General features: G+C 71.6%; 16 protein-coding genes. 9 read left to right on the top strand and 7 right to left on the bottom strand.

What is annotated here, in order from left to right; translation table 11 throughout:
- The first annotated feature begins 197 nt into the window (after positions 1-197).
- Positions 198-530: an FKBP-type peptidyl-prolyl cis-trans isomerase gene (locus tag OV090_RS21545; RefSeq protein ID WP_267705918.1), complete on the top strand. Its 333-nt coding sequence runs from the start codon at positions 198-200 to the stop codon at positions 528-530.
- A gap of 126 nt (positions 531-656) precedes the next feature.
- Here the strand turns inward: OV090_RS21545 and OV090_RS21540 are convergent, their stop codons facing one another.
- Positions 657-1,724 carry a class I SAM-dependent rRNA methyltransferase gene (locus tag OV090_RS21540; protein WP_267705917.1) on the bottom strand — a complete coding sequence of 356 codons (1,068 nt, stop codon included), beginning with the start codon at positions 1,722-1,724 and terminating at the stop codon, positions 657-659.
- A gap of 614 nt (positions 1,725-2,338) precedes the next feature.
- Positions 2,339-3,610 carry a hypothetical protein gene (locus OV090_RS21535; protein WP_267705916.1) on the bottom strand — a complete coding sequence of 424 codons (1,272 nt, stop codon included), beginning with the start codon at positions 3,608-3,610 and terminating at the stop codon, positions 2,339-2,341.
- 265 nt (positions 3,611-3,875) lie between these two features.
- On the opposite strand from OV090_RS21535, the gene OV090_RS21530 reads away from it, so the two are divergent.
- The gene (locus OV090_RS21530; protein WP_267705915.1) at positions 3,876-4,166 is read left to right on the top strand and encodes a polyhydroxyalkanoic acid system family protein; all 291 of its coding nucleotides are present in this window, start codon (positions 3,876-3,878) and stop codon (positions 4,164-4,166) included.
- A gap of 54 nt (positions 4,167-4,220) precedes the next feature.
- On the opposite strand, the gene ligD is transcribed toward OV090_RS21530, so the two are convergent.
- Together ligD and OV090_RS21520 are read right to left on the bottom strand one after the other, a co-directional pair.
- A complete protein-coding gene (gene ligD / locus OV090_RS21525; protein WP_267705914.1) occupies positions 4,221-7,076 on the bottom strand; it encodes a DNA ligase D in 2,856 nt (951 codons plus the stop codon).
- Positions 7,076-8,014 (bottom strand): Ku protein, encoded by a 939-nt coding sequence (locus OV090_RS21520; RefSeq protein WP_267705912.1) that lies wholly within the window; start codon positions 8,012-8,014, stop codon positions 7,076-7,078. The genes ligD and OV090_RS21520 overlap by 1 nt, the downstream gene beginning before the upstream one ends.
- Before the next feature lie 291 nt (positions 8,015-8,305).
- Here OV090_RS21520 and OV090_RS21515 point away from each other — a divergent pair, with 291 nt between their 5' ends.
- The 4 genes from OV090_RS21515 (at position 8,306) to pyrC (ending at position 15,171) form a co-directional block, all read left to right on the top strand.
- Complete coding sequence (locus OV090_RS21515) at positions 8,306-10,042, top strand: Ca2+-dependent phosphoinositide-specific phospholipase C (RefSeq protein ID WP_267705911.1); 1,737 nt, start codon at positions 8,306-8,308, stop codon at positions 10,040-10,042.
- 85 nt (positions 10,043-10,127) lie between these two features.
- On the top strand, positions 10,128-12,635 hold the full coding sequence (locus tag OV090_RS21510; RefSeq protein ID WP_267705910.1) for a tetratricopeptide repeat protein: 2,508 nt from the start codon (positions 10,128-10,130) through the stop codon (positions 12,633-12,635).
- 168 nt (positions 12,636-12,803) lie between these two features.
- Complete coding sequence (locus OV090_RS21505; RefSeq protein ID WP_267707141.1) at positions 12,804-13,946, top strand: acyl-CoA dehydrogenase family protein; 1,143 nt, start codon at positions 12,804-12,806, stop codon at positions 13,944-13,946.
- A 184-nt stretch (positions 13,947-14,130) separates the two neighbouring features.
- Positions 14,131-15,171 carry a dihydroorotase gene (gene pyrC / locus OV090_RS21500; RefSeq protein ID WP_346660395.1) on the top strand — a complete coding sequence of 347 codons (1,041 nt, stop codon included), beginning with the start codon at positions 14,131-14,133 and terminating at the stop codon, positions 15,169-15,171.
- Between the two features lie 61 nt (positions 15,172-15,232).
- Here the strand turns inward: pyrC and OV090_RS21495 are convergent, their stop codons facing one another.
- Together OV090_RS21495 and OV090_RS21490 are read right to left on the bottom strand one after the other, a co-directional pair.
- A complete protein-coding gene (locus OV090_RS21495) occupies positions 15,233-18,391 on the bottom strand; it encodes an amino acid adenylation domain-containing protein (protein ID WP_267705908.1) in 3,159 nt (1,052 codons plus the stop codon).
- Positions 18,392-18,787: 396 nt separating this feature from the next.
- Positions 18,788-19,672 carry an STAS domain-containing protein gene (locus OV090_RS21490; protein WP_267705907.1) on the bottom strand — a complete coding sequence of 295 codons (885 nt, stop codon included), beginning with the start codon at positions 19,670-19,672 and terminating at the stop codon, positions 18,788-18,790.
- An 818-nt stretch (positions 19,673-20,490) separates the two neighbouring features.
- Between OV090_RS21490 and OV090_RS21485 the strand changes: the two genes are divergently transcribed.
- Together OV090_RS21485 and OV090_RS21480 are read left to right on the top strand one after the other, a co-directional pair.
- The gene (locus OV090_RS21485; RefSeq protein WP_267705905.1) at positions 20,491-21,213 is read left to right on the top strand and encodes an NAD-dependent deacylase; all 723 of its coding nucleotides are present in this window, start codon (positions 20,491-20,493) and stop codon (positions 21,211-21,213) included.
- The gene (locus OV090_RS21480) at positions 21,210-21,731 is read left to right on the top strand and encodes a GNAT family N-acetyltransferase (protein ID WP_267705903.1); all 522 of its coding nucleotides are present in this window, start codon (positions 21,210-21,212) and stop codon (positions 21,729-21,731) included. Before OV090_RS21485 ends, OV090_RS21480 begins: the two co-directional genes overlap by 4 nt.
- Positions 21,732-21,885: 154 nt before the next feature.
- Here OV090_RS21480 and OV090_RS21475 read toward each other — a convergent pair whose 3' ends face one another.
- On the bottom strand, positions 21,886-22,986 hold the full coding sequence (locus OV090_RS21475; RefSeq protein WP_267705901.1) for a hypothetical protein: 1,101 nt from the start codon (positions 22,984-22,986) through the stop codon (positions 21,886-21,888).
- Positions 22,987-23,104: 118 nt separating this feature from the next.
- Between OV090_RS21475 and OV090_RS21470 the strand changes: the two genes are divergently transcribed.
- A complete protein-coding gene (locus OV090_RS21470) occupies positions 23,105-24,805 on the top strand; it encodes an IgGFc-binding protein (protein WP_267705899.1) in 1,701 nt (566 codons plus the stop codon).
- Positions 24,806-24,808 lie beyond the last annotated feature (3 nt).

The raw sequence follows: 24,808 nt of genomic DNA, 5'->3' as shown, positions 1-24,808 counted from the left end.
TTCGTGATCTCGCAGTCGTACACGCGAGGCGACGTTTCGCTGCGGACTCACTGGCTGGGTGGTCGCGGACGGCGATGTGCCTGCGGACGGGCAGGCAGGCGCGGTTCTCGAGATCTCGCGGGGGCACGCGCTGGAAGGGGCCCGGGGGCCCCGGCGGGGCGGGGCGACAGGCCGGGGCGGGTGCGCTAGGCTCGGTCATGGCCGAAGAGCTACAGATCGAAGACATCGTGGTGGGCACCGGCGAGACCGCGGAGCCGGGCAAGCAGGTCAGCGTGCATTACACCGGCTGGCTGGTCGAGGGCGGCACGAAGTTCGACAGCTCGCTGGACCGCGGGCGTCCGTTCAACTTCCAGCTCGGCGCCGGCGACGTGATCAAGGGCTGGGACCAGGGCGTGGTCGGCATGAAGGTCGGCGGCAAGCGCCGCCTGACGATCCCGCACCACCTCGGCTACGGCCGCCGCGGGTTCTCCGACGTGATCCCGCCACACGCAGCGCTGCTGTTCGAGGTCGAGCTGCTGGCCGTAAAGTGAGCACGACTCGAAGCGCGGCGAGCCGCGCGACCGAGGTTGCGATCGACGAGGCGACGAGGGCCCGCGGCTCTCGGCGAGCGCGAGCGCGACTTCGAGGTCGCGCTCGCGGGGCGGCGAGGGCTGGCGCTACTCGGCGAGCGCGAGCACGAACTTGAGGTAGCGGCCCTCGGGGAAGTGCAGCGGGGACGGGTGATCGGGCGGCTCGTGGCGCACCTCGAGCAGCCGCAGCGGGCGACGGGCCTGGCGCGCCGACTCGCTGAGAATTTTTAAGAACATGTCCATCGGGACATGGCTCGAACAGCTGGCGGCGGCGAGCAGGCCGCCGGGGCGGACCTGGCGCAGGGCGCTGGCGTTGAGCCTCGCGTAGGCGGCCTCGGCGGCGCGCACTGCCTTGTGATTCGGCGCGAACGAGGGCGGGTCGACGATGACGAGGTCGTAGGTGGTGCCCGCGGTGTCCTCGAGGAAGGCGAAGGCGTCGGCGGCGACGAAGCCGTGCGCGGCCGGGTCGAGGTCGTTGAGGGCGAAGTTGTCGCGCGCGGCGTCGACTGCGTTGCGCGCGAGGTCGACGCTGGTGACCCGCGGGGCCCCGCCGAGCGCGGCGGCCAGCGAGAAGCCGCCGGTGTACGAGAACAGGTTGAGGGTCTCGCGCCCGCGCGCGACCTGGCGGATCAAGCGCCGGTTCTCGCGCTGGTCGAGGAACATGCCGGTCTTCTGGCCGCGTCGGACGTCGACGTGCATGCGCATGCCGTGCTCGCGGATCTCGACGCGCTCGGGCGGGGCCTCGCCGGCGAGCACGCGCGGGCGCTGGGCCGCGGGCACATCGTCGCCGCCGCGCTGGCCGCTCAGGCCCTTGAACCACAGCGAGCGCGGGCGGACGACGTCGACGATCGCCTCGGTGAGGTCGCCGAGGTGCGGCAGCCAGGCCGGGGTGTCGAGCTTGAGCACGGCGCAGCCGGCGTAGAGGTCGACGACGACGCCGGGCAGGCGGTCACCCTCGCCGTGAAGGACGCGGAAGGCGTCGGTGGCCGCGAGGTCGAGGGTGGTCTGGCGCAGGCGCCAGGCGGCGTCGATGCGCCGGCGCCACAGCGCAGGCCCGGGCTGCTCGTCCTTGCGGGTGCCGACGACCCGCAGGGCGATCGGCGAGTCGGCGTCGAACAGGGCGTGGCCGATCGGCCGCCGACCCTGGCCGAGCAAGGTGACGAAGTCCCCGTGCGGGCGCCGACGACCTCGGGGACGGCGTCGACGTACAGCCACGGGTGGCCGGCTGCCACGTGGCGGGTGAGGCGGTCAGGGACGAGGACGGCGGGCACGCGAGGCCGAGTCTACGCGATCTCGCGCGCAGGGAACCCGGGCCCGCGGAGGCGCTCGCGACAGCGACGTGAGCAGAGCGGCGCCGCGGTAAGAGCCGGCGCGGGGCGCTCCCGGGGCGGCTGGCGCCGGACCTGCTGCCTACGCGAAGACGAAAACGTGCCCCGCGCGCTCACGCCGTGAGCAGAGGTTCGGCCGCGCGAAGAAGAGGACGTGCCCCCGCATGCTCGTGAAATCTCTTCCACGGGCGACTCGTCGCGAGCAGAGGATTCGGCCGCGACGCGAAGGAGAGGAATGTGGATCAGCAGCGGTGCGAGGAGCATGTCCGCGCCCGTGCGTGGCGTGCAGCCACGGGCGTGCAGGGAAGACATGCACCGAAGGACATGCATTTCGTCGCCGGCCGCAGGTCCGACTGCGGCCAGCGGTTCGACAGGACATGCCCCGACGAACATGCCCTATTCAACATGCCCTTGCGGGCATGTTTTTTGGAGCATGCCCGATCAGGCAGCCGGCTCGGCGCGGCAGACCTCGTCGGTGTCGAACTCGGCGGTGTAGTCGACGCCGGGGATGGAGAAGCCGCGGGTGCGGGCGTACTCGTCCATGAAGCTCTGGTAGAGCTCGGGGTCGAACGGGTCGCCGGGCTTGCCGGCGAAGAAGCGCCGCGAGAGCTCGGATTGGACGGCCTCGTCGAGCTCGACGTCGTCGAGACGGACCAGGCCCTCGGCGTCGACCACGGGCTCGCCGCCTGCAGGCAGCTTGTCGCGGAACAGGCGGAGCATGGAGGCGAGCGGGTCCTCGAAGCGGTCGCCGAGGACGTCGCGGACGAGGGCCATGTAATAGGGGACTCCGGGGATCCCGCCGGACGCCTCGGTGACGACCGCGGGGCCTTCGACCGCGACGGCGCGGCCGTTCACGCGCGCGCGCAGGACCGCGTCGATGGCCCGGGTGTAGAACTCGAGGTCGGCCTTGGCGAGGCCGATCAAGCCGTTGCGGTAGACGGCGGCGTTGAGCGGGTTGCCGCGGTACGAGATGGTCGCCAGCGTGAAGCCCGGCGCCAGCAGGTCCTGCTGCAGCAGCGCCTCGATCCACTGCTCGACGATCCGCCCGCCCATGACGAACTGGGTGGCCACGGCCTCCTCGGGGCTGCCCGGCGGCAGCTCGAGCTCGACCAGCTTCGGCGCGTCCTCGGGCGTCTCGCCGCGGCCGCTGAAGGTGCGCACCGTGGCCGGCTTGCCGAGCGGCCTGAGGGCGCTCTGGACCGGCTTGCCGGTGCGTGGGTCGGTCGCCCGCGGGGCCGCCAGCGCCCACACCAGGCCGTGCAGCTTGCCGCCGAAGTGCTCGCGGATCTCCTGGATCGCGGCCGCCAGCACGGCCGGGTCGAACGCGTCGCCGAGGACGGTGCGGTGCACCGTCCCGCGGGCCCGCAGGCGCCGCTCGATCGCCAGAGTGCGGTGGAACCCGGGCGAGCCGATCTTGCGCAGCTTGTTGGAGCTCTCGGGCTGCGGCGCGGGGTCATAGGAGACGTTCAGCGTATGTGCTCCGAGACATGTCCCCAAGACCACACGCGCGGCGCTGCCGAAGCCGCCCGAGCCGCCGATCACCAGCCAGGCGCCGGGCTCGCCGCCCCCGCGCGACAGGCCGCTGGCGGCGGCGCGGTCGACCAGCGCCTCGGCCGAGCGCTGAACACCGACCGGATGGAAGTTGCCGGGGTGGATGACGTGGCCGAGCGAGGGCACGAAGCGGAACTGGAACTTCGGGACAGCGAGGCGCATGACGGGGCGCCTTCTACCACGCCCGCGCCGCCGCCGGGGAGCGCGGGGCGAGGGCGCGCATCCGCAGGCGCGACCGGGCCTGCGCGGGCGCGCTGGCGTTCGCACGCGCGTGCGGACGGCCGTGCTGCGGGCGCGGACGGCGCAAAGCGGTCGCGCGACGCAGGTTCAGGCGGGCCGCAGAGCAGTGTGAGACGCGTCGGAGTGGGGCGGAGCGTGACGGGGATCCGCGGTGGTCGAGCGGAGGTCTCGAGTCATGCTGCAGGTCATGGCCAACATCAGCATCCGCCGTTCAAACGCCCTGGGGAAGGCGATGGCGCGGCAGAAGACCGAGTCCCTGGCCCTCAGCATGGAGGCGAAGCTGGGGATCCGCTGGCACTGGAGGGGCGATCAATTGAACTTCGACACGCCGCGCGGCGCGGCGCGCGGGACCTCGGGGACGGTCAGCGTCGATGACACCAGCGTGCGCGTGGAGATCGACCTGCCGCTGGTGCTGCGCGGGTTCCGGGGCGCCGTCGAGGGCAAGATCCAGGACGAGCTCGATCGCCTGCTGCGATAGCGCGGCGGACAATGGACAATGTTCTTCGGGACATGTCCCGGAGTTTTTTTGCGCTCACACCTTGGCAGCGACCGCCTTGAGGCGGGCGGCGGTGAGCACCTGACGCACGCGCGCCAGCTCGCGCCAGGGGTCGCGGTGCAGCTTGGCGAGGCGGGCGACGGTGCTCTCGAGGTCGTAGGCCTGGGGCGTGGTCAGGCCGGCCAGCTCGTTCCAGCGCAGCGGGACGGACACCGAGGCGCCGGGGCGGGCCCGCGGCGAGTAGGCGGCGACGCTGGTGGCCTTGCGGTCGTTGCGGAGGTAATCGACGTAGATCTTGCCGCGGCGCTTGTGCTTGGAGGCGACGTCGACGAAGTGCTCGGGGTCGGCGAGGCTGAACTCGTGGGCGATCGCGCGGGAGAACGCCTTGACCTCGGCCCAGCTCTGGCGACCCGCGGTCAGCGGGACGACCACGTGCAGCCCCTTGCCGCCGGTGGTTTTTAAGAAGCTGTCGAGGTCGAGCTGGGCGAGGCGCTCGCGCATGGCCACGGCTGCGCCTTTGACCATGTCCCACGGGACATCCTCGGCGGGGTCGAGGTCGAGGACCATGCGGTCGGGGGCGTCTGGGTCGGCGACTGTGGCGCCCCAGGCGTGCAGCTCGAGCGCGCCGATCTGGGACAGGCCGATCAGGCCGCGGGCGTCGCGGACGTAGACGTAGGCCGGCTCGTCGTCGTCGTCGAGGTCGATCGCCTGGATGCCGTCGGGCAGGTCGTGCTTCATGTGGCGCTGGAAGAAGCACGGCTTGCCGATGCCGTCGGGGCAGCGCACCAGGCTGAGCGGACGGTCGGCGACCTGCGGGAGGATCCACTCGGCGATCTTCTCGTAGTACTCGGCGAGGTCGCGCTTGGTGATGCCGTCGTCCGGCCACAGCACGCGCCCCGGGTTCGACAGCGGGACGCCGAGGACCTCGAGGCCGCCGGTGCTTTCGGGGGTCGGGGCCGGGGCCTCGCGGTGGACCTGCTTCGGCCGCTTGTCCTCGCGCACCCCCTCGTAGACGGCGTGGCGGATCCGGTCGTCGCGGGTCCACTCGCCGAAGCGGACCTCGACCACGACCTCGGGGCGGACGAATTGGACGTCGCCGAGGCCGGTGGGCAGACGACCGGCGAACGGGGAGCGCGAGGTGTCCTTGTCTGCCAGCAACTTCTTGAGGCGCGCCGCCTCGGCGAAGTCGAAGCCGGTGCCGACCTTGCCGGCGTATTGCAGCTTGCCGTCGTCGTCGAACACGCCGACCAGCAGGGCGCCGAGGGCCCGCGGGCCGCTGCGCGCGGTCGCGTAGCCGCCGACGACGACCTCCTGGCGGCGACCGCACTTGATCTTCAGCCAGTCGCGGGTGCGGCCGCTCCTGTACGGAGCGTCGGCGCGCTTGGCCAGGATGCCCTCGAGGCCGAGCGAGCAGGCGCGCGCGAGCAGCTCCTCGCCGCCGCCGACGATGTGCTCGGACAGGCGCACGCGCCCGGGGGCGTCCTCGGGCGGGAGTAACGCGGAGAGCAGCTGCTTGCGCTCGAGCAGCGGCAGCGCGCGCAGGTCGTTGCCGTCGAGCCACAGCAGGTCGAACGCGTAGAACACGAGCTCGCCGGGGCGCTCGGCCGCCAGCGCTGCCTGCAGCGGGCCGAAGCGGGTCAGGCCGTCCTCGTCGACGTGAACCAGCTCGCCGTCGACCAGGGCCTGGTGCTCGCCGAGCCGCTTCTGCAGCGATTTGGCGAGCGGGGCGAGCCGCTCGGTCCAGTCCTGCTCGCCGCGGGTGATGAGGCGGACGTCGCCATCTTCGAGGCGCGCGAGCAAGCGGTAGCCGTCGAACTTGATCTCGTGGCACCACGCCTCGCCGGCCGGGAGTTTTTCGATCAGAGTGGCCAGCTGCGGGGCGACGCGCTCGGGGAGCGGGCGCTCGGGTGATTTTTTTCCCGAGGCGGCGCGCTTCTTGGCGGACTTCTTCTTGGCCGCGCGCGGCCGCTTGGTGGTCTTCTTCGCGGCCTTCTTGGCCGCGGTCTTCTTGGCGGCGGTCTTCTTGCTCGCTGCTTTTTTGGCGGTCTTCTTCGCCGTCGGCGGGCGCGCGGGCTCGTCGGATTTCTTCGCGGCCGACTTCTTCTTGGTCGCCTTCTTCGCCGTGGGCAGGCGCGCGGGCTCTTCGGATTTCTTCGCGGCCGACTTCTTCTTCTTGGTCGCGGGCTTCTTGGCGACAGCCTTGACTGCAGCGTTGGCGGCGTCGCGCTTGGCCGGCTTGTTGCCGCCGGCGCCTCGGATCGACTTGTTGCTCGGCTTGTCCGCGGCCGTCTTGTTGGTCGTCTTGCGCGGCTTCTTCTTGCCCGGCTCGCCGGCGGCGATCTCCTCGACCGTGCGGCCGCTGACGACGCTCTCGGGTCGGTCGCGCACGAGGGCCTCGCCGTCGTCGCTGGCCTCCTCGTCGTCCTCCTTGATCAGCAGCCAGTTGTCGTGGTCGTCGTCGCGGCGGCCGTGCATGCGCACCAGGGTGTAGGAGCCCTGCAGCTTGTGGCCGTCGAAGCGGAACTTGAGCTTGCCGGCGCGGTAGTCGGCGCGCGCGTCGCCCTCGGGGTACCAGCGGCCGCGATCCCACAGGACCACGGAGCCGCCGCCGTACTCGCCCTGCGGGATGGTGCCCTCGAATTCACCGTACTCGAGCGGGTGGTCCTCGACATGGACCGCGAGCCGCTTGTCGTGCGGGTCGAGGCTCGGGCCCTTGGGGCAGGCCCAGCTCTTGAGCACGCCGTCGATCTCGAGGCGGATGTCGTAGTGAAGGCGCCGCGCGGCGTGCTTGTGGATGATGAACTCGCCCTGCGCGCGGCTCCTGGGCGACTTCCCGCGCGGCTCCGGAGTGACGGCGAAGTCGCGCTTCCGATGGTAGCGCGCGAGCGACATCAGGCCGCCTTTCGGCGGGACGTCTTGGCCCGCTTGGCCGTCTTCTTGCGGTTGGTGGCGGAGGCCTTCTTGGCCTTCGCCGGGCGCGGGTTACGGGCCGCCGTGCGCTTCGGCTTGTTCTTCTGCTTGTCGGCCGCCTCGGCGGAGGCCTTGCCGCCGCCCTGGAGGCTCTTCTTGAGCAGCGCCATCATGTCGACCACGTTGGTCGCCGGCGCCTCGGCCTCGACGTCGACCTCCTCGACCTCCTCGCCCTTCCACTTGCGCTTGATGAAGGCCAGGAGCTCGTCGCGGTAGGTGTCCTTGAACTCCTCCGGCTTGAACTCGGCGGTCATCTCGTCGATCAGCCGCTCGGCCATCTTGAGCTCGGGCGCCGAGATCTTCGGGGCGTCCTTGCCGGTCGGCAGGTCGTAGTCGGCGAGCGAGTGCAGCTCGTGGCTGTAGCGCAGCAGCTCGAGCACGAGGGCGTCGTCCTTGACCATCACCGCCGCCAGGCTCTCGCGGGTGCGGATGACGACCCGGGCGATGCCGACCTTGCCCGACTTGCGCAGCGCCTCGCGCAGCAGCACGTACGGCTTGGCGCCGCGCTTGCCGGGCACCAGGTAGTACGGCTTCTCGAAGTAGGTCGGGTCGATCGCCTCGGCGTCGGTGAACTGGACGATGTCGACAGTCTGGGTCGCCTTGACGTTGGCGCGCTTGAAGTCCTCGTTCTCGAGGATCACGTACTCGCCCTTCTTGACGGCGTAGCCCTTGACGATGTCGTCCCAATCGACCGGCTCGCCGGTCTCGCGGTTGTACCGCTGATAACCGACGGGCGACATGTCGCGCTTGTCGAGCAGGTCGAAATTGAGCTCGTCCCGCGATTCAGCGGAGTACAGCCCGACGGGGATCTGCACGAGACCGAAGCCGATGGTTCCTTCCCAAATTGCTCTGGCCGCCATGCCGGGCTTGTTAGCGCGCGAGGCCGCGCTGTCAAGCCGCCCGGCCTGTCAGATGCGGCCGAGGCCCGACGAACGCTCGCGTTCGCGGCGAGTCCGGGAGATGCCGACGAGAGCAGGCTCAGCGCGGCGGCAGGGCCCTCGGCCCCAGGGCGGTGATCACGCCCGCGGGCCCTGCAGGCCGCGCGGCGGTCGCGGACGCGGCGGCGAGGCCAGGGCCTCGCGACAGGACGGAGATGTCCCGGGGGACAGGTCGGCTTGACACAGGCGACCCGGTGGCGGTCAGCTCGCAGCATGCTCCGCCCCGCGTGGTTCCTCCCTGTCGTCCTGTCGGCCTGCGGCGGCGCCTCGGGAGCGACGGCCGGCGGGAGCGAGTCGGAGACCGGCGCGAGCACGACGACCACGGGCGCGGCGCCGACCACGAGCGAGGCGCCGGGGACCACGAGCCCGGGGACGGCCGAGCCGACGAGCTCGACCGCGACGAGCACGACCTCGACGAGCTCGACAGTGACGACCTCGGAGCCGACGACGACGACGGACGCGACGACGGAGGACGCGACGACGGAGGACGCGACCACGGGGGACGAGGCGAGCGGGCCGCGCTATCACGAGGTGCGGCAGAAATCGTCGCACAACGCGTTCCAGCGGCACGAGGCGCTGTTCGACCAATTCGTGTACCACCGGATCCGCTCGCTCGAGTTCGACATCTTCACGAGCAAGGCGTTCGAGTCGGCGCTGACCGGCGATTGGTTCGTCTATCACATCGACGTGATCGACGACGACACGCACTGTCGCACCCTGTCGCAGTGCCTCGGCCAGGTGGCCGCGTTCGCCCGCGCGGTGCCCGAGCACGAGGTCGTCACTGTGTGGATCGACTTAAAAAACGGGTTCGGCGACGGGCACCAGCCGGAGGACCTCGACGCGCTGCTCGCGGCCGCGTTCGCCGACGCGCTGGTGCGGCCTTCGGAGCTGCTGGCGGCCTGCCCCGGGGCGACGACGCTGCAGGAGGCGGTGACGACCCGCGGGTGCACGTGGCCGCATCTCGAGAGCTGGCGCGGGCGGGTGATCGTGATGCTCACCGGCGGTGACCTCGCCGATCCGTCGGGACCGCTGGCGACCTACGTCGGCGCCGACGCCGGGGCCCGCGCGGCCTTCGTCGCCCCGGGGCTGAGCGACGCGCAGGATCTGTTCACGCATCCGGAGGCGATCGTGCACAACCTCGAGTTCGGGGACGTGGCAGTGGCCTATGCGGTGCGGTCGGCCGGGATGGTCAGCCGCGTGTGGGTGGTCGACGACGAGGACGCGTGGGCGGCGGCGGCGGGGACGGGGGTGAATCACATCGCCACCAACCAGATCAACCGCGGCGAAGATCCATGGGCGAACACGGCGGGGCCGCAGGGTTGGCCGTTCGAATGCATCGACGTCTGCGAGGCGCCGGCGAGCGAGTCGGCGGCGATCGTGACGCTGACGGTCGACTCGGGCGACCTGTGGGACAGCAGCGACGAGGGGCTGTTCGCCGCTGTGGAGGCCGGGGCGGGCGAGGTGGTGTGGACTGCGGCGATCGCCGCGCCGAACAGCCACGTCGAGCCGTGGGCCAAGGCGTGCCTGGCGGCCCGCGCGGGGCTCGCGGCCGACGCGGCGTACCTGGCGATCTGTCGGCCCGCCGACGAGCATCCGCTGCGGGTGCAGCTGCGCGAGGCGGCGGGGGCGGGCACGGAGGCGTTCGAGTTCGCGGGCGTGTCGGGGTTGACGGGCGAGTCGCCGGCGTTCGTGCGGCTCGAGCGGACGGCCGACGGGACCTGCGTGCGCGGGCTCGGCTCGAGCGACGGGGTGGGCTGGACGGCGATCGCCGAGCACTGCTTCGCGGAGCCGCTGACACATGTCGGACTGGCGGCGGCGTCGCACGGGGCGGGCTCCCTGCCGCTGCTGTTCGTGGCGCCGACGGCGACCCCGGGCGGGCCGGTGGTGGCGACCGATCTGGCCCTGACGTCGCTCGGGGCCGGCGTCGGCGGGGCCGCCGACGGCTGGTGAGGATGTCTCGAAGGACAGGTGCGCCGGCGAGCGAGGTCGGCAGGCCACGCGACGGAGGCGCGCGGCTCCGGTAAGCTCGTCCACCATGACTCACGACGAGCGCGACTCCGGGCGACTCTGGCAGCGTGTGCGGGATCGACTGGCGACGGCGGTGCGCGGGCGCTTGCCCGATCCGCCGCCCGACCTGCAGCTGCTGCGGGTCAGCTGCGAGGTGGCGCCGGCCGCCCTCCGACCGCTGCTCGAGGCGCGCCGGCTGACCGAGGCGATCCTCGGCGAGGCGCGGCCGAAGCCGCCGGACCGGGCCAAGTCGCTGCGCCGGCGCACCCTGTTCGGCGAGGCGCCCGAGCGGGCCACCGAGGCGGTGCTGGTCGAGCTGTGGAATCACCTGGCCCAACAGCCAGGTTCGCGGTGGGTCGTGGTGTTCGACGCGGTCGAGCAGGCCGACGAGGCGACGCTGGCGGCGCTGACCCAGATCGTGCGGCGGCAGGGGTGGCTGCAATTGCCGCTGGTGCTGGTGTTCCACGGCGAGCCGAAGGAGGCGGCGGCCGAGCTGCTGCTGGCGGTGCGGACGCGCGACGCGGCGGGGGTGCTGCGCGGGGAGGAGCCGCCGAGCGGCGAGGCGCAGGCGATCCAGTGGCGCACGCTGCCGCCGGAGGTGCTGCGGGTGCTGCGGGCGGGCGCGCTGATCGGGCCGGGCTTCGAGACGCGGATCGTCGCCGACCTGCTGTCGCTCGAGCCCGTGGTGGTGCTCGAGCTGCTGCAGCAGGCGACCGACCTCGGCCTGCCGGTCGAGGATCGCGGCGAGGGGCGGTTCTCGCTGCCGACGTCGGCGCTGACGGCCCTTTCGACGTCCTTGATGCCGTCGCTGGCGCAGGCGTGGCACCGCAAGCTCGGGCGCCTGCTCGGGGCGCGCGCCGGCGAAGAAGTCGCGGGCGCAAGGCCGCCGCGGCCGCCCGTGCCCAAGCCGCGCGGGAAGATCCCCAGCGCCGCCCACGTCGCCGAGATCATCGACCTCTCGGCCGAGGTCGTCGACCTGGTCGACGAGACCGGCCTCGCCGCGCAGGTCGCCAGCGAGATGGCCGCAGGGACAGGTGTCGACAATGCCGCCGGCGAGGCGGGGGCACCGAGCGACGTGTCCGCGGGGACAGGTGCAGGTGATTCGACGGAGGTGTCCGAAGGGGCAGGCGGCACGACCGATGCCCCGAAGTGGACCGTGCCGCGCCAGGGCGAGCGGTCGGGGCCGATCGACGTGTCGCTGGGGGCGAGCTCGTTGAAGGGGATGCGGGCGACGAGCTCGGACATGACCTCGGAGACAGGTGTGAAGGAGCAGGTGGAGGAGCGCCCGGCGGGCTGGTCGCCGGCGCGGCGCAAGACGATCTTCGCGGCGCCGGCCGTCGAGCCGCGGGCGGAGGAGGCCGATCCGGCCGGCTGGGGGGCGCCGTCGCGGGTGGTGCCGACGCGGCTGGAGGACCCGCTGGTCGACGAGGCGCGGGCGGCCGAGCACATGCGCCTGGCGGGAGAGTTCGACGCGGCGGCGCAGCACCTGTGCGAGGCGGCGCGCAAGGCCGCGGAGATGGGGGCGCCGCAGGCCGCGGCGCAGCACGCTCAAAACGCGCTGTCGCTGCTGGCGACGCTGCCGGCCAGCGCGACGCGGCGGCTGTTGCGGGTGCAGGCGTTGATCGAGCTCGGGCGGCTGCAGTGGCAGTCGGCGGGCTACGAGTTCGGGTTCACGCTGACGCAGGCGCAGGCGACCCTCGACACCGCGCGCGCGGAGCTCGGCGCCGACGCCCCGGTCGTGCTGGGGGCCGACCTGGCGCAGGCGATCGCCGGGGTGTGCTTCGACCTCGGCGATCCCGGCTCGCTGGGGCGCGCGCACGCCGAGCTGGTCGCGGCCGGGAGCATGCTGCAGGCCGCCGGCGACGCGATCGGCGCGGCCTGCCTGCTCAACGACCAGGCGGCGGTGCTCGTGCGCATGGGCGACCCGGGGCGCGCGCTGCAGCTGCTCCGGCAGTCGCGCAAGGTGTTCGACCCGCACGTCAACAGCGACCCGGTGGCCCTGCGCGAGCTCGCCGAGACCGAGCATCTGTTCGCCCGTCTGCCGTTGCACGCGCAGCTGCGGGCCGGGCGCGAGGCGGAGGGCTTCGAGATGGGGCTCGACCACGCGCGGGCGGCCGAGCGCGCCTATCGCGACCTCGGCGAGGTCCGCGAGCTCGGGCGCGTGTGGGAGACGATGGGCCGCCTCGAGCTGCGCGCCGGGCGGACCGAGACTGCCAAGCAGCGCTTCGACGCGGCGGCGGAGGTGCAGACCCAGCTCGGCGACCTGACCGGCCTGGCTCAGACGACGGAGGGGCTGTCGCAGGTGCTGGCGCTGCTCGGGCGCGACGCCGAGGCGGTGACGCTGCTGCGCGACTCGGTGGTGTTCAACCGCGACAAGGGCTCGCCGCTCGGGCTGCAGCGGAACCGCAGCGCGTTCACCGAGCTGTCGGAGCGGCTGGCCCAGCGGGCGGAGCACGCGGCAGGCCTGCAAGAGGTGGCGATCCTGCTGTCGGCCGGCGAACGCGAGCTCGGGGCCTTGCTGCAGCCGTCGGCATAGGCAGCCGGATCGCCGCCGCGCGGCCGACAGGCGGATCGTTCACCCGACGTCGCCGCACCTCGGCCGTCAATGTCATGAGCCGCCGCGAGGCATGACATTGGCGGCCGCGCCGGCGTACGCTGGCGGCGGAGGTTGGTCGTGATGCGAGACGAGGACTCCGCGAGGATGATGGCGGCGGTGCGTGATTTGGGCCCGACGATCGCCGGGCGAGCCGGGGAGATCGATGGATCGCGGCGGGTGCCGCCGGACCTGCTGGCGCAGCTCGAGGCGGCGGGGCTGCTGCGAATGTTCGTACCGCGCAGCCACGGCGGGGCCGAGCTCGAGCTGCGCGCGGGCCAGGAGATCTTCGAGGCGCTGGCGCGGCTCGACGGCTCGACGGCGTGGACGGTGATGATCGGCGCCGAGAGCCCGCAGGTGCTGGCGCTGCTGCCCCGGGCGCGCTTCGACGCGATCTACGCCGCCGGCCCCGACGTGGTGCTGGCCGGCGGCTCGAGCGTGCAGGGCGAGGCGCACGTGGTCGAGGGCGGCTATCGCGTGACCGGCAAGTGGGCGTTCGCCAGCGGGTGCGAACATTGCGACTGGATGATCGGCAACTGCGTGGTGGTGCAGGACGGTCAGCCGCGCGCGGGCGCGGCCCCGGGGACGCCCGAGCTGCGCGGGATGATCTGGCCGGCCGCGGCCGGGCGCGTCGTCGACTCGTGGCACGTGCTCGGCATGCGCGGCACCGGCAGCCACGACATCGCGGTCGAGGCCCAATTCGTACCGGCCTCCGATTCGCTCGACCTGTTCGCCGGGGCGCCTTCGGTCGCCGGCCCGAACTTCGTCGCGCCGGTGCTGCACATCCTGGCCCACATGGCCGCGGTCGCGGTCGGCGTGGCCCAGGGCGCGCTCGACGAGGTGGTGACGCTGGCGCGAGGCGGCAAGAAGCGGGTGTTCGCCCGCGCGTCGCTGGCCGAGTCGCCGGTGTTCCACATCCACCTCGGGCGCGCCGAGATGGACGTGGCCGCCGCGCGCGCGCTGGTGCGGGCGACGAGCGAGGAGTTCTGGGCGGCGTGCGTGGCCGACCCGGCCGCCGTGCCTGCCATCGTGCCGCGGCTGTCGGCGATGCTGGCGTGGGTGGTGGAGACGTGCACCCGCGTGGTCGACGCCTGCTACCGGGCGGGCGGCGCCGGGGCGGCCCGCGACGCCTCGCCGCTGCAGCGCCGCTTCCGCGACATGCACACGCTGTCGCAGCACGCGGTGGCCGCGGAGGGCTTCCTCGGCCAGGTCGGCGCGCTGCGGCTGGAGCAGCCGGCGGGCTTCTGGAGCTGACGCCGCGGCCCGCGCTGGGATGTTTTAAAAGACATGTCCAGACAGACATGTAGATCCGAGCCCGGGCGGTCGCGTCGCCCGGGCGGCAGCGCGGCGCCCGCGCTCGCCCGCACGCGGGGCCATGGGCCGTGAGTCGGCCGGGGCTGCGCCGGGGCCCGGGCGCGTGATACCTCTGGGCGCCGTGATCGACGCGCTCGAGCTTGTCCGCCCCGACGACTGGCACCTCCACCTGCGCGACGGCGTCGTCCTCGCCGACGCGGTGGCCCACACCGCGCGGCAGTTCGCGCGGGCGATCGTGATGCCCAACCTGAAGCCGCCGGTCACGCGGGTCGAGGACGCGGCGGCTTACCGCGAGCGGATCGTCGCCGCAGTGCCGCCGGCGCTGGCTGGGCGGTTCACGCCGCTGATGACGCTGTACCTGACCGACGCGACGCCGCCGGAGGAGGTCGCCCGCGCCCGCGACTGCGGCTTCGTGCACGGCGTCAAGCTGTACCCGGCCGGCGCGACCACCAACTCGCAGTCGGGCGTGACCGACCTGGCGCGGGTGTTCCCTGTCCTCGAGGCCATGCAGCAGCTCGGCCTGCCGCTGCTGGTCCACGGCGAGGTCACCGACCCGAGCGTCGACGTGTTCGACCGTGAGGCGGTTTTTCTCGAGAGGCAGCTCGCACCGCTGCTGGAGCGCCTGCCCGACCTGCGCGTGGTCGTCGAGCACATCACCACCGCCGAGGCCGTCGCCTTCGTCCGCGCCGCCGGCCCGCGCGTGGCCGCGACGATCACCGCGCACCACCTGCTGTACAGCCGCAACGCCATGTTCACCGGCGGCGTGTGCCCGCACTACTACTGCCTGCCGGTGCTGAAGCGCGAGCGCCACCGCGAGGCGCTGGTCGAGGCCGCGACCAGCGGCGAGCCGAAGTTCTTCCTCGGCACCGACAGCGCCCCGCACCCGCGCCGGGCCAAGGAGAGCGCCTGCGGCTGCGCCGGCATCTTCACCGCCCACGCGGCGCTCGAGCTGTACGCCGAGGCGTTCGAGCGCGTAGGGGCGCTGGAGCGGCTGCAGGGCTTCGCCAGCGAGTTCGGCCCGCGCTTCTACGACCTGCCGGTGAACCGCGACAAGGTGCGGCTCGAGCGGGCGACCTGGGAGGTGCCGGCCGCCTATCCCTTCGGCCAGGACGAGCTGGTGCCGTTGCGCGCCGGCGAGCAGCTCGCCTGGCGCCTGGTCGATTGAGCTCTTTTCAAAGGGCATGTCCTTCGGGGCATGTTCCCGGGAGCATGCTGCGAAGGACAGTTCAGCGCCCGGTGAGCAGGTGTTCGCCGCCGCGGCCGCCCTCGTGGGCGCGGACGGGCGGGAGCTGGCCGGTGGCGATCCAGTAGCGGAGGTACCGGGCGATCAGCGCCCGGTCCATGGCGACGAAGCGGACGCCGCTGCCGGCGAGCGCCTCGTTGGTGTTGCTGGTGTCGTACTGCGGCATGTCCTCGTAGAGCTCCCAGCGGGTCAGCTCGTCGCGGTAGACCCGCTCGAACAGCATCGGCAGCAGCGAGCACAGCGGGTTGTCGCGCTCGCGGGCGTCGCGGATGGTGCGGTCGACCCACTGCGCGTAGGTCCACTGCCCCAGCGAGTAGCCGAACTCGCAGATCATGGCGAAGAACTGGTTGAGGTCGGGCGACTGGCGCAGCTCGGGCGGGACCAGGTGATAGGCGCGGCCGTGCGTGCCCGCGGCGCCGGCGATGTGGAGGATCGACCGACTGACGAAGTCGACCGGCACGAACTCCTTGCGCTGCCGCGGCAGGTCCGGGTAGCCGCCGATCTGCACCGCGCCGCGCACCGAGCGGCCGACGAAGTCGTCGGCGTTGCCGGCCCCGCTGCGGCTGTCGCCCATGATGAAGCCCGGGCGGTAGACCGTGACCGGCAGCCCGAGCGCGCCCGCCGACCACACCGCCTTCTCGGCGACCCACTTGCTCGCCGAGTAGCCGATGTCGAGCACCAGGTACTGCAAGTGGTCGTCGAGCGGGTCGTCCTCGCGGACCACCCGCTTGCCGCCGAAGAACCCGCTCGGGCCGAACACCGCGATCGACGACACGTAGTGCAGCGGCTTGAGCCGACCGGTGGCGGCGAATCGCAGCACCTCGAGCGTGCCGCCGACGTTGGTCGCGCGGTGGGCCGCGTAGGGCTGGACGTAGTTGACCTGCGCGCCGGCGTGGAGGACCGCGTCGACGCGGCCGGCGAGCGCGGTGAAGGTCGCCTCGTCGAGGCCCAGGCGCGGCCGGGACAGGTCGCCGAGGACGGCCTCGATGCGCGCGGCGAACTGCGGCTGCCACAGGCCGTACTTGGCCAGCGCCTGTTTCAGTCGGACCATCCCTGCGTGGTGGTCGGGTGCGCGCACCAGGCAGTGCACGCGGGCCTGCGTGTGCGTCAGCAGGTCGCGCAGCAGGAAGGCGCCCAGGAAGCCGGTCGCGCCGGTCAGGAACAGCTCGCCGGTGCGCCACGCGTCAGCCGCGGGGCGCGGCTGCTCGGCCGCGCGGACGATGAGGTCGCGGACGTCGTCAGGGATGCGGGCGTCTGCCTGCCACGTCTCCGGGCCGACCACTGTGGCGCTGCGGATCGCCTCGCCGCGCAGCGCTCGTCGCAGCTGGGCCGCGAACTCGCGCAGCGTGCCGGCCTCGTACAGCGCGTAGACCGGGAAGCGGACGCGGTAGACGTCGCGCACTCGCAGCACCAGGCGCGCGGCCAGCAGCGAATTGCCGCCGAGGCGGAAGAAGTCGTCCTCGGGCAGGACCACCGGCACGCCCAGGAGGTCGGCCCACAGCGTCGCCAGCTCGCCGATCAGCGGATCGTGCGTGGCAGCGAGCATCGCATTGAGGCTGAACACCCCCGAATGCGCCTGGCCGGCGACCAGCGCCTTGCGGTCGACCTTGCCGTTGGCGTTGAGGGGCAGGGCGTCGAGCTCGACGAACCGCGACGGTACCATGAATCGCGGCAGCTTCTGCTGCAGGTGCTCCTGCAGCAGCGAGGCGCGGAAGCCGGCGCGATCGCGCGGGACCACGTGGGCCACCAGCGATTTGTCGCCGCTCGGGCTCTCCTGCACCGTGACCGCCGCGGCGGAGACCATCCCGCTGGCGAGCAGGGCTGCTTCGATCTCCTCGAGCTCGATGCGATGACCGCGGATCTTGACCTGAAAATCGGTGCGTCCGACGAATTCGACGAGGCCATCGGGGCGCCAGCGGACCTGGTCGCCGGTGCGGTACAGACGAATCGGCGCAGCTCCTGTCAATCCTGCCAGTGAGACGAAGCGCTCGGCGGTGAGCTCGGGGCGATTCAGGTAGCCGCGGGCCAGGCCGTCGCCGCCGATGTAGAGCTCGCCGAGCTCGCCGACGCCGACCGGCCGCTGCTGCTCGTCGAGGACGAAGGCCAGGGTGTTGCTGATCGGGCGCCCGATCGGCACGTTGAGGCCGGCCGCGCGCTCCCGGTCGAGCTCGCAGGTGACCGCGAAGGTGGTGCTCTCGGTCGGGCCGTAGCCGTTCAGCAGGTGGCGCGGCGGGGCGGCCTCCAGGACCGCGCGGATCGCCTCGGCGTTGAGCTTCTCGCCGCCGACCAGGAGGTAGCGCAGCGACGCGAACGCGTCGGGGCAGACGCCGGCGACCAGGTTGAACAGCGCGGTCGTCAGGAACATCACCGTGACGCCGCGGGCGGCCAGCTCGGACTTCAGTTCATGGGGGTCGAGGGCGCGCCGGCGGGGAATGAGGACAATCGCGGCGCCGTTGAGCAGCGCGCCCCAGACCTCGAAGATGGCGGCGTCGAACGAGAAATTGGCGATCTGCGCGACCCGGTCGGTCGGCTCGAACTGCACGTAATTGGTGCAGAGCACGAGGCGGCTGACCCCGCGGGCGACGATCTCGATGCCCTTCGGTTTGCCGGTCGAGCCCGAGGTGTAGAGGATGTGCGTGCGTTGCTCGGGGCCGCCTTGGACCCGCGGGAAGGTCGGCGGGTTGCGTTCGAACTGCAGGCGCTCGCGGTCGACGCACAGCTCGCGCCGGCCGCCCAGCTCGAGCCCGAAATGTCGGCGGTCGGTGAGTACCAATTCGACCCCGGCGTCGGCGATCATGAACTCCAGCCGCTCCCGCGGATAATCGGGGTCGAGCGGGACGTAGGTGCCGCCGACCAGGCAGATCGCCACCTGGGCGACGATCTGCTCGATGCGCGGACTCATGAAAACCCCGACAGGCGTCTCCAGGCCGACGCCAGCGGCCTTCAGCGCGTGCGCCATCTGACTCGCGCGACGGTCGAGCTCCGCGTACGACAGCCGCTCCTCGCCGGCATCCACTGCCAGCGCATCCGGGCGGCTCCGAACCTGTCGCGCCAGCAGCTGCGCGAGCCCCTCCGCGTTCGGATATGGGGAAAAACCGCCGGTCCACGCTGCGTCGATGGGGGGGGCGTCAAACTCCTTCATTCCAGTCCTCCGGCGAATCGAGGTCACGACGGCGGGCGCAGGCCACGGCCGTCCCAGCGTCTTGATCCTGTCTTGATTATATAGACTACTATGATTTAATCATGCACAATTTTCGGCCCCCGCAGGCGTGCCCCTGGCGTCCGCCCGCGACCGACGTGTGGGTGAGCACTTTTGCCACTTTGTTACTATTGCACGGGCCTGATTCCACTCATGCGTCTGTGGCAATCACCACACCAGCGGTGACCGCCACACATCGGCCGCGCCTCGCGCAGCGCCGAAAGCGGCCGCAAGCCCCCGCCGACGGCCGTCCGACGAATGCTCGCACGACGTCCTGGGTCGATTCGACCCCACGGCGCACCGGGGGTGTTGCCACCCCAGAATGTACTGACAGCGGCGTCAGCCTTGCTGCATGGCGAACGCGATGCCGCTCTGCAGGGTCGCGCGAGTGACGATGCCCTCGAGATTCGTCCCGAGGTTGACCAAAGTCTGCGCGACGTCGGGGCGGATCCCCGTGAGAATCACCTCGGCCCCGAGCAACCGCACCGCGCGGGCGGCCTTCAGCAGCGCGTCGGCGACCTGCGTGTCGACCACGGCCACGCCGGTGATGTCGAGGATCGCGGTGCTGGCCCGGGCCTCGCTGATACCCGAAAGCAGGGTGTCGATGATCCGCTGGGCCCGCGCCGCGTCGACCGAGCCGATCAGCGGCATGGCCACGATCTTGCCGCTGATCGGGATCAGCGGCGTCGACAGCTCGGCCAGCGTCGCCGCCTGCACGGCGATCACCTCCTCCTGCAGCCGGCGGCGCTCGTCCTCCTCCCGCTTGCGATCGGTGACGTCGACCCCGAACGACACCACCTCCTGCAGCGAGCCGTCGGCCCCGAAGCGGTGATACGAGTTCCACGCCAGGACCCGGCGCTCGCCGGTGTGCGACTCGATCATCAGCTCGTAGTCGCTGACGTCCCCGCCCTCGGCCGCGATCTTGAAGTACTCCTCGACCGCAGGGTACAGGTCGCCCGGGTACAGCAGCGGCATGATGTTGGTGCCCGCGATCTGCTCGGTCGTCTTGCCGATCAGCCGCTCGCACGTGGCGTTGGCGTAGATCATCCGCCCGTCCGGGGTCATCCGCGAGATGAAGGCAGGCGCGTGATGCACGACGTGCTTGAAGACGTCGCGCTCCTGCTCGAGCGACGCGACGCTGCGCTCCAACTCCGCCACGCGCCGCCGCAAGGCCTGGATCTCGGTGTCGGATTCCGGGTGGTTGGAGGCGCTTTTGTCGTTCATCGGAACCGCTCCGACCCGGCGTGCGGGCCACAATCCAGGGTATATAGCCGGCTCCGCGCTGACCAGCCCCCCCTCGATTGGTGAACAGCGCTCTCTGCGGTCGCGCAGGCGCCTACGCGATCGCTTCCGCGCGAGGTCGGTGCCGCGGCGGTATCATCGTACATACGGTGTTATGATCAATACATTGTTCTGCGCAGTACAATGCATGTTTGTTCGCACATGTGTGAACAGACATTGAACAGGTTTCAACGCGCCTGCGAATGGGACTGCAGGCGTTGCGCTCGCCGCCAAAAATGCCGCTCCGCCGCAAATTCGCCGCTTCCTCGCGCTCGGCGGGGAGGCCGCGGCGCGCCCCCGCGGCGGGCGCCGAGCCGCGAAAGTTGTGCGAACGCTGTCTCATCCCCTGTGCGATATGGTGGCAGCGACGCGAACGACCAAATCGCACTGATCATACGGATCCATCCGGCTCGTCCGGAGCATCGTCCCGCTCAGGAGCGCAGACCAGGTAAACCCGTGAGCCAGTCTCCGCGCCGCTCCGTACCGTGCAGACTCCGGGTACTGGCCAGGACATTACCCCGGTTCTCCGGCGAATCGCCGGATGTGCCGATCTCCCTGCTGCGCGTCGGGATGAAGGTCTGTTCGCTGCTCGCGCCGCTTCGGCTGTACCCCCGCGCGGCCACGCTCGCGCCCAGCGGGCTCAGCCGCGGCGGAGCGGGCGCCCCGCGGCCTCGAGCACGCGTTCGCGCGGGGGAGCGAGCGTCCCCCTGTCATCCTCACGCGGCTCGCCCCGCGGCCCGCGTGTCGATACCATCTCCACCATGTCAGGACCGCATTTGCGCGATTTCAAGCGCATCGTGTTCTTCACCGGCGCCGGTATGTCGGCCGAGAGCGGCGTGCCCACGTATCGCGGGGCCGGGGGGATCTGGAAGGAATACGACTATCGCCGTTACGCCTGCCAGGAGGCGTTCGTCCGCGATCCCGCGGCAGTGTGGGAGTTTCACAACTACCGCCGCGGCCTGGTGGCTGCCTGCTCGCCGAACCGCGGTCACCACATCGTCGCCCGCGCCGGTGAGCGCTCGGCTCGCGTCACCGTGGTCACCCAGAACATCGACGGTCTGCACGCGCAAGCGGGCAGCCGCGAGATCTGCGAGCTCCACGGCAACCTGTGGCGCGTCCGCTGCGACACGTGCCGCGTCAAGCAGCAGGACGGCCACGTGGTCCGCGAGGAGCTGCGCTGCGACGGCTGCGGCGGCTGGTGGCGGCCCGACATCGTGTGGTTCGGCGACCATCTGCACGAGCCGATCCTCGACGCCGCCCAGGCCGCGATCGAGGGCTGCGACCTGTTCGTCTCGATCGGCACCTCGGCCGTGGTCTACCCCGCCGCCTACCTGCCCGAGTACGCGCGCAAGGCCGGGGCCGTACGCGTCGAGATCAACCCCGACGAGACGCCCGCGTCGTACCTCTACGACGTCCACCTGCGCGGGCCGGCGACGGAGATGCTGGCGCGGCTGGCCGACGGCGACGCGGAGCTGCTGGCGTGACCGCGGTCCGCGCCCCTGAGACGCTGACCACCGCGCGCTTGCGGGGCGCTCGCATCACCGCCGACGACGGGCCGTTCTACCGCGCCGTGTGGCAGGACCCGGCCGTCGCGGCGACGCTCGGCGGCCCGCGCACTCTGGCGCAGATCGACGCGAAGATCGATCGCCTGCTGGCGATGTGGCCGGACCGCGGCTACGGCGTCTACACCCTCCGCGAAGGCGACGTCGCCTGCGGCTACGCCGGCCTGGCCCCGACCGACGCCGGCGGCCGCGAGAGCGTCGAGATCCTCTATGGATTCGCCCCGCAGGTGTGGCGCCGCGGCCTGGCCACCGAGGCCGCAATCGCCCTGGTCCACCTGGCCCTCGCGGCGCTCCGCCTGCCCGAGGTGTGTGGATTCACCTGGACCGAGAACCTCGGCTCCCGCCGGGTGCTCGAGCGCGCCGGGCTGGTCTATCGATTCGACTTCGAGCGCGCCGACCTGCCGCACCGCTATTACAGCCTGTCGCGCGCGTCCTCGTAAACTGCTCAGGGCGCTGCGCTGATGGATTCATCGCACCAGCGAGCTCGGCCTCGGCTCCGCGCGAGGCGCGAGAGTGCCGATGTCGGCGAACTGCAGGTCGATCCGAGAACATGTCTTTTCAGTCATGTCCAAGCAGGCATGACTCGAAAAAGAATCACTCCGGCACGAACACCGCGAACAGGGCCGCGTCGCCGCAGCAGCCGCCGGTGCGGACGGCGCTGTCGAACACGTTGGCGCCGACGGCGAGGTCGACCGCGTGGGGGCCGGCGCCGGGCAGCAGCGCCTCGTTGGCGAGCACCAGGTGGCCCTGGCCGCCCGAGGCCGGCAGCAGCATCTCGGCCTGGTGGAGCACCGCGCCGCCGTCGCGCAGCTGGCTGACGAGGGTCTGCGTCTCGGCGCCGCACACCGCGTTGGGGTTCTTGTCGGGGCTGCCCTCGACCACCGACATCAGCAGCGCCTGCGTCCCCGGCGGCGTGTCGATCGCCAGCGCGAGGATCGGGCTCATCATCGTCTGCCACACGTAGGTCGCCTCGAAGCCCTGCGTCGCGTACCAGCTGGTGTAGGCCACGCGCTCGCAGCCCGGCGTCGGGTCGGCGTACCACACGGTCAGCGTCGAGCCGGTGCGGACCGCCAGCGCGCCGTCGGTGCACGGGGCCGAGCCCTGGTACATCGGCACCTTCACGCGGTCGCTCGCCTCGGTGAGCACGCCGTAGCCGAGGTTCTGCCGGGTCACCGGCTGGTAGCCGCTGCACAGGTCGTCGCCGATCCCGAAGCCGTACTGCGACTCGCCGACCAACACGGTCGCGTTCCAGAAGTGGATCTCCGGCACCGACTGCGTGTGCTCGATCGTCAGGGTCGCGCGGGCGACCGCCGGGCCGCGGTGGCGCAGGGGCACGTCGAACACGTCGACCGCCGCCATCGCTCCGCACGCGAGCAGCACGTCCTGCGCGAGCGTGAAGGTCTCGCTGGTGACCGGCGCGCATTCGCCCGGACCGGTGGTGATCGCCGTGGTCGCGACCTCCGTGGTCGAAGTCGCCTCGCTCGTGCTCGTGTCGCTCGTCGTCGAGGTCGAACTCGACGTCGTCGGTGCAGCGCTCGTGGTCGCGCTCGCGGTCGTCGTGGTCGTGGTCGTGGAAGTCGTCGAGGTCGACGAATTCGCGGTCGTATCGCCGATCGGGCTGCCCCCCGCGCAGGCCGAGGCGATCAGGAGAAGCCCGCACGCGCGCGCGGGTCGATACCTGACTGCGGGGGTCATGCCCCGTCATCGTACGCGAGCGTGGGGGTCGTGGCGACCGTGTGAGAACTCGCGCCCGCACCTCGCCCGCGTGGGTGGGTGCGGGTCCTATCGTGAAGCTCCGCTCGAGGTTCTTCGCATGCACATCGTTTCTCCGCGGCTCGCTCCCCTCGGCTCGTTCCTGCTCCTGCTCGCTGCCTGCAGCGACGACGGCCGCAACGAGACCTCCGCTCCGATCACGGGGGTGTCCTCGATCGCCAGCCTCGGCCCGACCGGCAGCCCGACCACCGAAGAGCCCGGCACCGAGTCCGCGAGCGGGCCGACCAGCACCGGCGGCAGCACCACCACGCCGGCGGGGCCGACCGAGGCGACCTCCGTGAGCAGCGACTCGACCCCGAAGTTCGACTTCGGCAACGAGATGCAGCCCGACTTCGGCGGGCCCGACGAGGGGCCGATCATCCCCGAGACGTGCGACCAGGCGTCGGCCGGCAAGAGCACCGTGGGCTGCCGCTTCTACGCCGTCGACATGGACTCGCACGACTCGGTCGAGACCTCGCAGTACGCGATCGCCGTCGCCAACGTGCAGCTCGCGGCCTCCGCCAACGTCGTCGTCGAGGTCAAGAACGGCGGCGTGTGGAGCCCGGTCGGCGGGCCGCAGGCGGTCGCGCCGCTGTCGCTCTTCACCTTCAACCTGCCCGACCGCCACATCGACGACTCCGGCGTCAACCCGGGCGGGTCTTACCGCGTCACCTCCGACGTCCCGGTCGTCGCCTACCAGTTCAACCCGGTCGACGGCGCCTCGTCGTTCCTGTCCGACGCCGCCATGCTCTACCCCGCGGCCGCGCTCGACACGATCAACCGCGTCACCGCGTGGAAGTCGATGTACGACAACACCAACGGCTTCCAGCACAGCTACGTCACCGTCATCGCCACGGTCGACGGCACGATGGTGCAGGTCGAGCCGAGCGTGGTGACCGCGGCGGGCCCGAGCGTGCCGCAGGGCGCCCCCGGGGCCCCGTTCACGATCCCGCTCAACGAGGGCGACGTGCTCTCGGTCGCGGTGCAGTCGATCCCCGACAGCATGACCGGCACCAAGATCAACAGCAACGAGAACCACCCCGTCGCGGTGTTCGCCGGCCAGGAGTGCGCGCTCATCCCCGAGTCGACCTGCTGCTGCGACCACATGGAGGAGCAGCTCGCCGGCGTGCGTCAGTGGGGCAAGCACTTCATCGCCTCGCGCATGCCGATCCGCAGCGGCGGCGCGCCCGAGAACACTCTGTGGCAGATCTACGCCTCCGAGGACGGCACCAACGTCACCATCCACGCCGACGCCGGCGTGACCGGCATCCCCGCCACCAACTTCGTGCTCAACGCCAACCAGATGAGCGAGTTCTACGCCACAGGTCCTGCGACCGAGCCCGGTGACTTCGAGGTCATCGCCGACAAGCCGATCGCGGTCTACGGCTACATGGTCGGCGCCGAGGCGTTCGGCAGCTCGATCGGCGACCCGGCGATGGTGCAGATGGCCCCCGTCGAGCAGTACCTGCCGCGCTACGTCGTCCTCGTGCCCGGCACCTGGATCACCGACGTCGCCGTCGTCACGCGCCCGGTCGGCGCAGTCATCACCATGGATGGTGTCCCGATCTCCGACGCCGAGTTCAACCCCGTCGGCGCCAGCGGCTACGAGGTCGCCCGCATCGCCTGCCCCGACGGCGTCCACGTGTTCGACGGCGGCGACTCGCCGTTCCAGGTCATCATCGTCGGCTACGACCAGCACGACTCCTACGCCTATCTGGGCGGCACCGGCACCGGCAAGATCAACCCCAACCCCCCGGGCTGAGCG

The organism is Nannocystis sp. RBIL2, assembly GCF_026626745.1.
In the GTDB taxonomy this organism is placed as follows: Bacteria; Myxococcota_A; Polyangia; order Nannocystales; family Nannocystaceae; genus Nannocystis.
The sequence above is the reverse complement of the archived record's forward strand: the minus strand, read 5'-3'. Positions and strand labels throughout refer to the sequence as shown.

What these genes read in the sequence shown, in the direction of transcription:
- OV090_RS21515 (WP_267705911.1), top strand. Translation starts at nt 8,306, where the DNA reads ATGCTCCGCCCCGCGTGGTTCCTCCCTGTCGTCCTGTCGGCCTGCGGC.
- OV090_RS21530 (WP_267705915.1), top strand. Translation starts at nt 3,876, where the DNA reads ATGGCCAACATCAGCATCCGCCGTTCAAACGCCCTGGGGAAGGCGATG.
- OV090_RS21470 (WP_267705899.1), top strand. Translation starts at nt 23,105, where the DNA reads ATGCACATCGTTTCTCCGCGGCTCGCTCCCCTCGGCTCGTTCCTGCTC.
- OV090_RS21490 (WP_267705907.1), bottom strand. Translation starts at nt 19,672, where the DNA reads ATGAACGACAAAAGCGCCTCCAACCACCCGGAATCCGACACCGAGATC.
- OV090_RS21520 (WP_267705912.1), bottom strand. Translation starts at nt 8,014, where the DNA reads ATGGCGGCCAGAGCAATTTGGGAAGGAACCATCGGCTTCGGTCTCGTG.
- ligD (WP_267705914.1), bottom strand. Translation starts at nt 7,076, where the DNA reads ATGTCGCTCGCGCGCTACCATCGGAAGCGCGACTTCGCCGTCACTCCG.
- OV090_RS21510 (WP_267705910.1), top strand. Translation starts at nt 10,128, where the DNA reads ATGACTCACGACGAGCGCGACTCCGGGCGACTCTGGCAGCGTGTGCGG.
- OV090_RS21495 (WP_267705908.1), bottom strand. Translation starts at nt 18,391, where the DNA reads ATGAAGGAGTTTGACGCCCCCCCCATCGACGCAGCGTGGACCGGCGGT.
- OV090_RS21475 (WP_267705901.1), bottom strand. Translation starts at nt 22,986, where the DNA reads ATGACCCCCGCAGTCAGGTATCGACCCGCGCGCGCGTGCGGGCTTCTC.
- OV090_RS21485 (WP_267705905.1), top strand. Translation starts at nt 20,491, where the DNA reads ATGTCAGGACCGCATTTGCGCGATTTCAAGCGCATCGTGTTCTTCACC.
- OV090_RS21535 (WP_267705916.1), bottom strand. Translation starts at nt 3,610, where the DNA reads ATGCGCCTCGCTGTCCCGAAGTTCCAGTTCCGCTTCGTGCCCTCGCTC.
- OV090_RS21505 (WP_267707141.1), top strand. Translation starts at nt 12,804, where the DNA reads ATGGCGGCGGTGCGTGATTTGGGCCCGACGATCGCCGGGCGAGCCGGG.
- OV090_RS21545 (WP_267705918.1), top strand. Translation starts at nt 198, where the DNA reads ATGGCCGAAGAGCTACAGATCGAAGACATCGTGGTGGGCACCGGCGAG.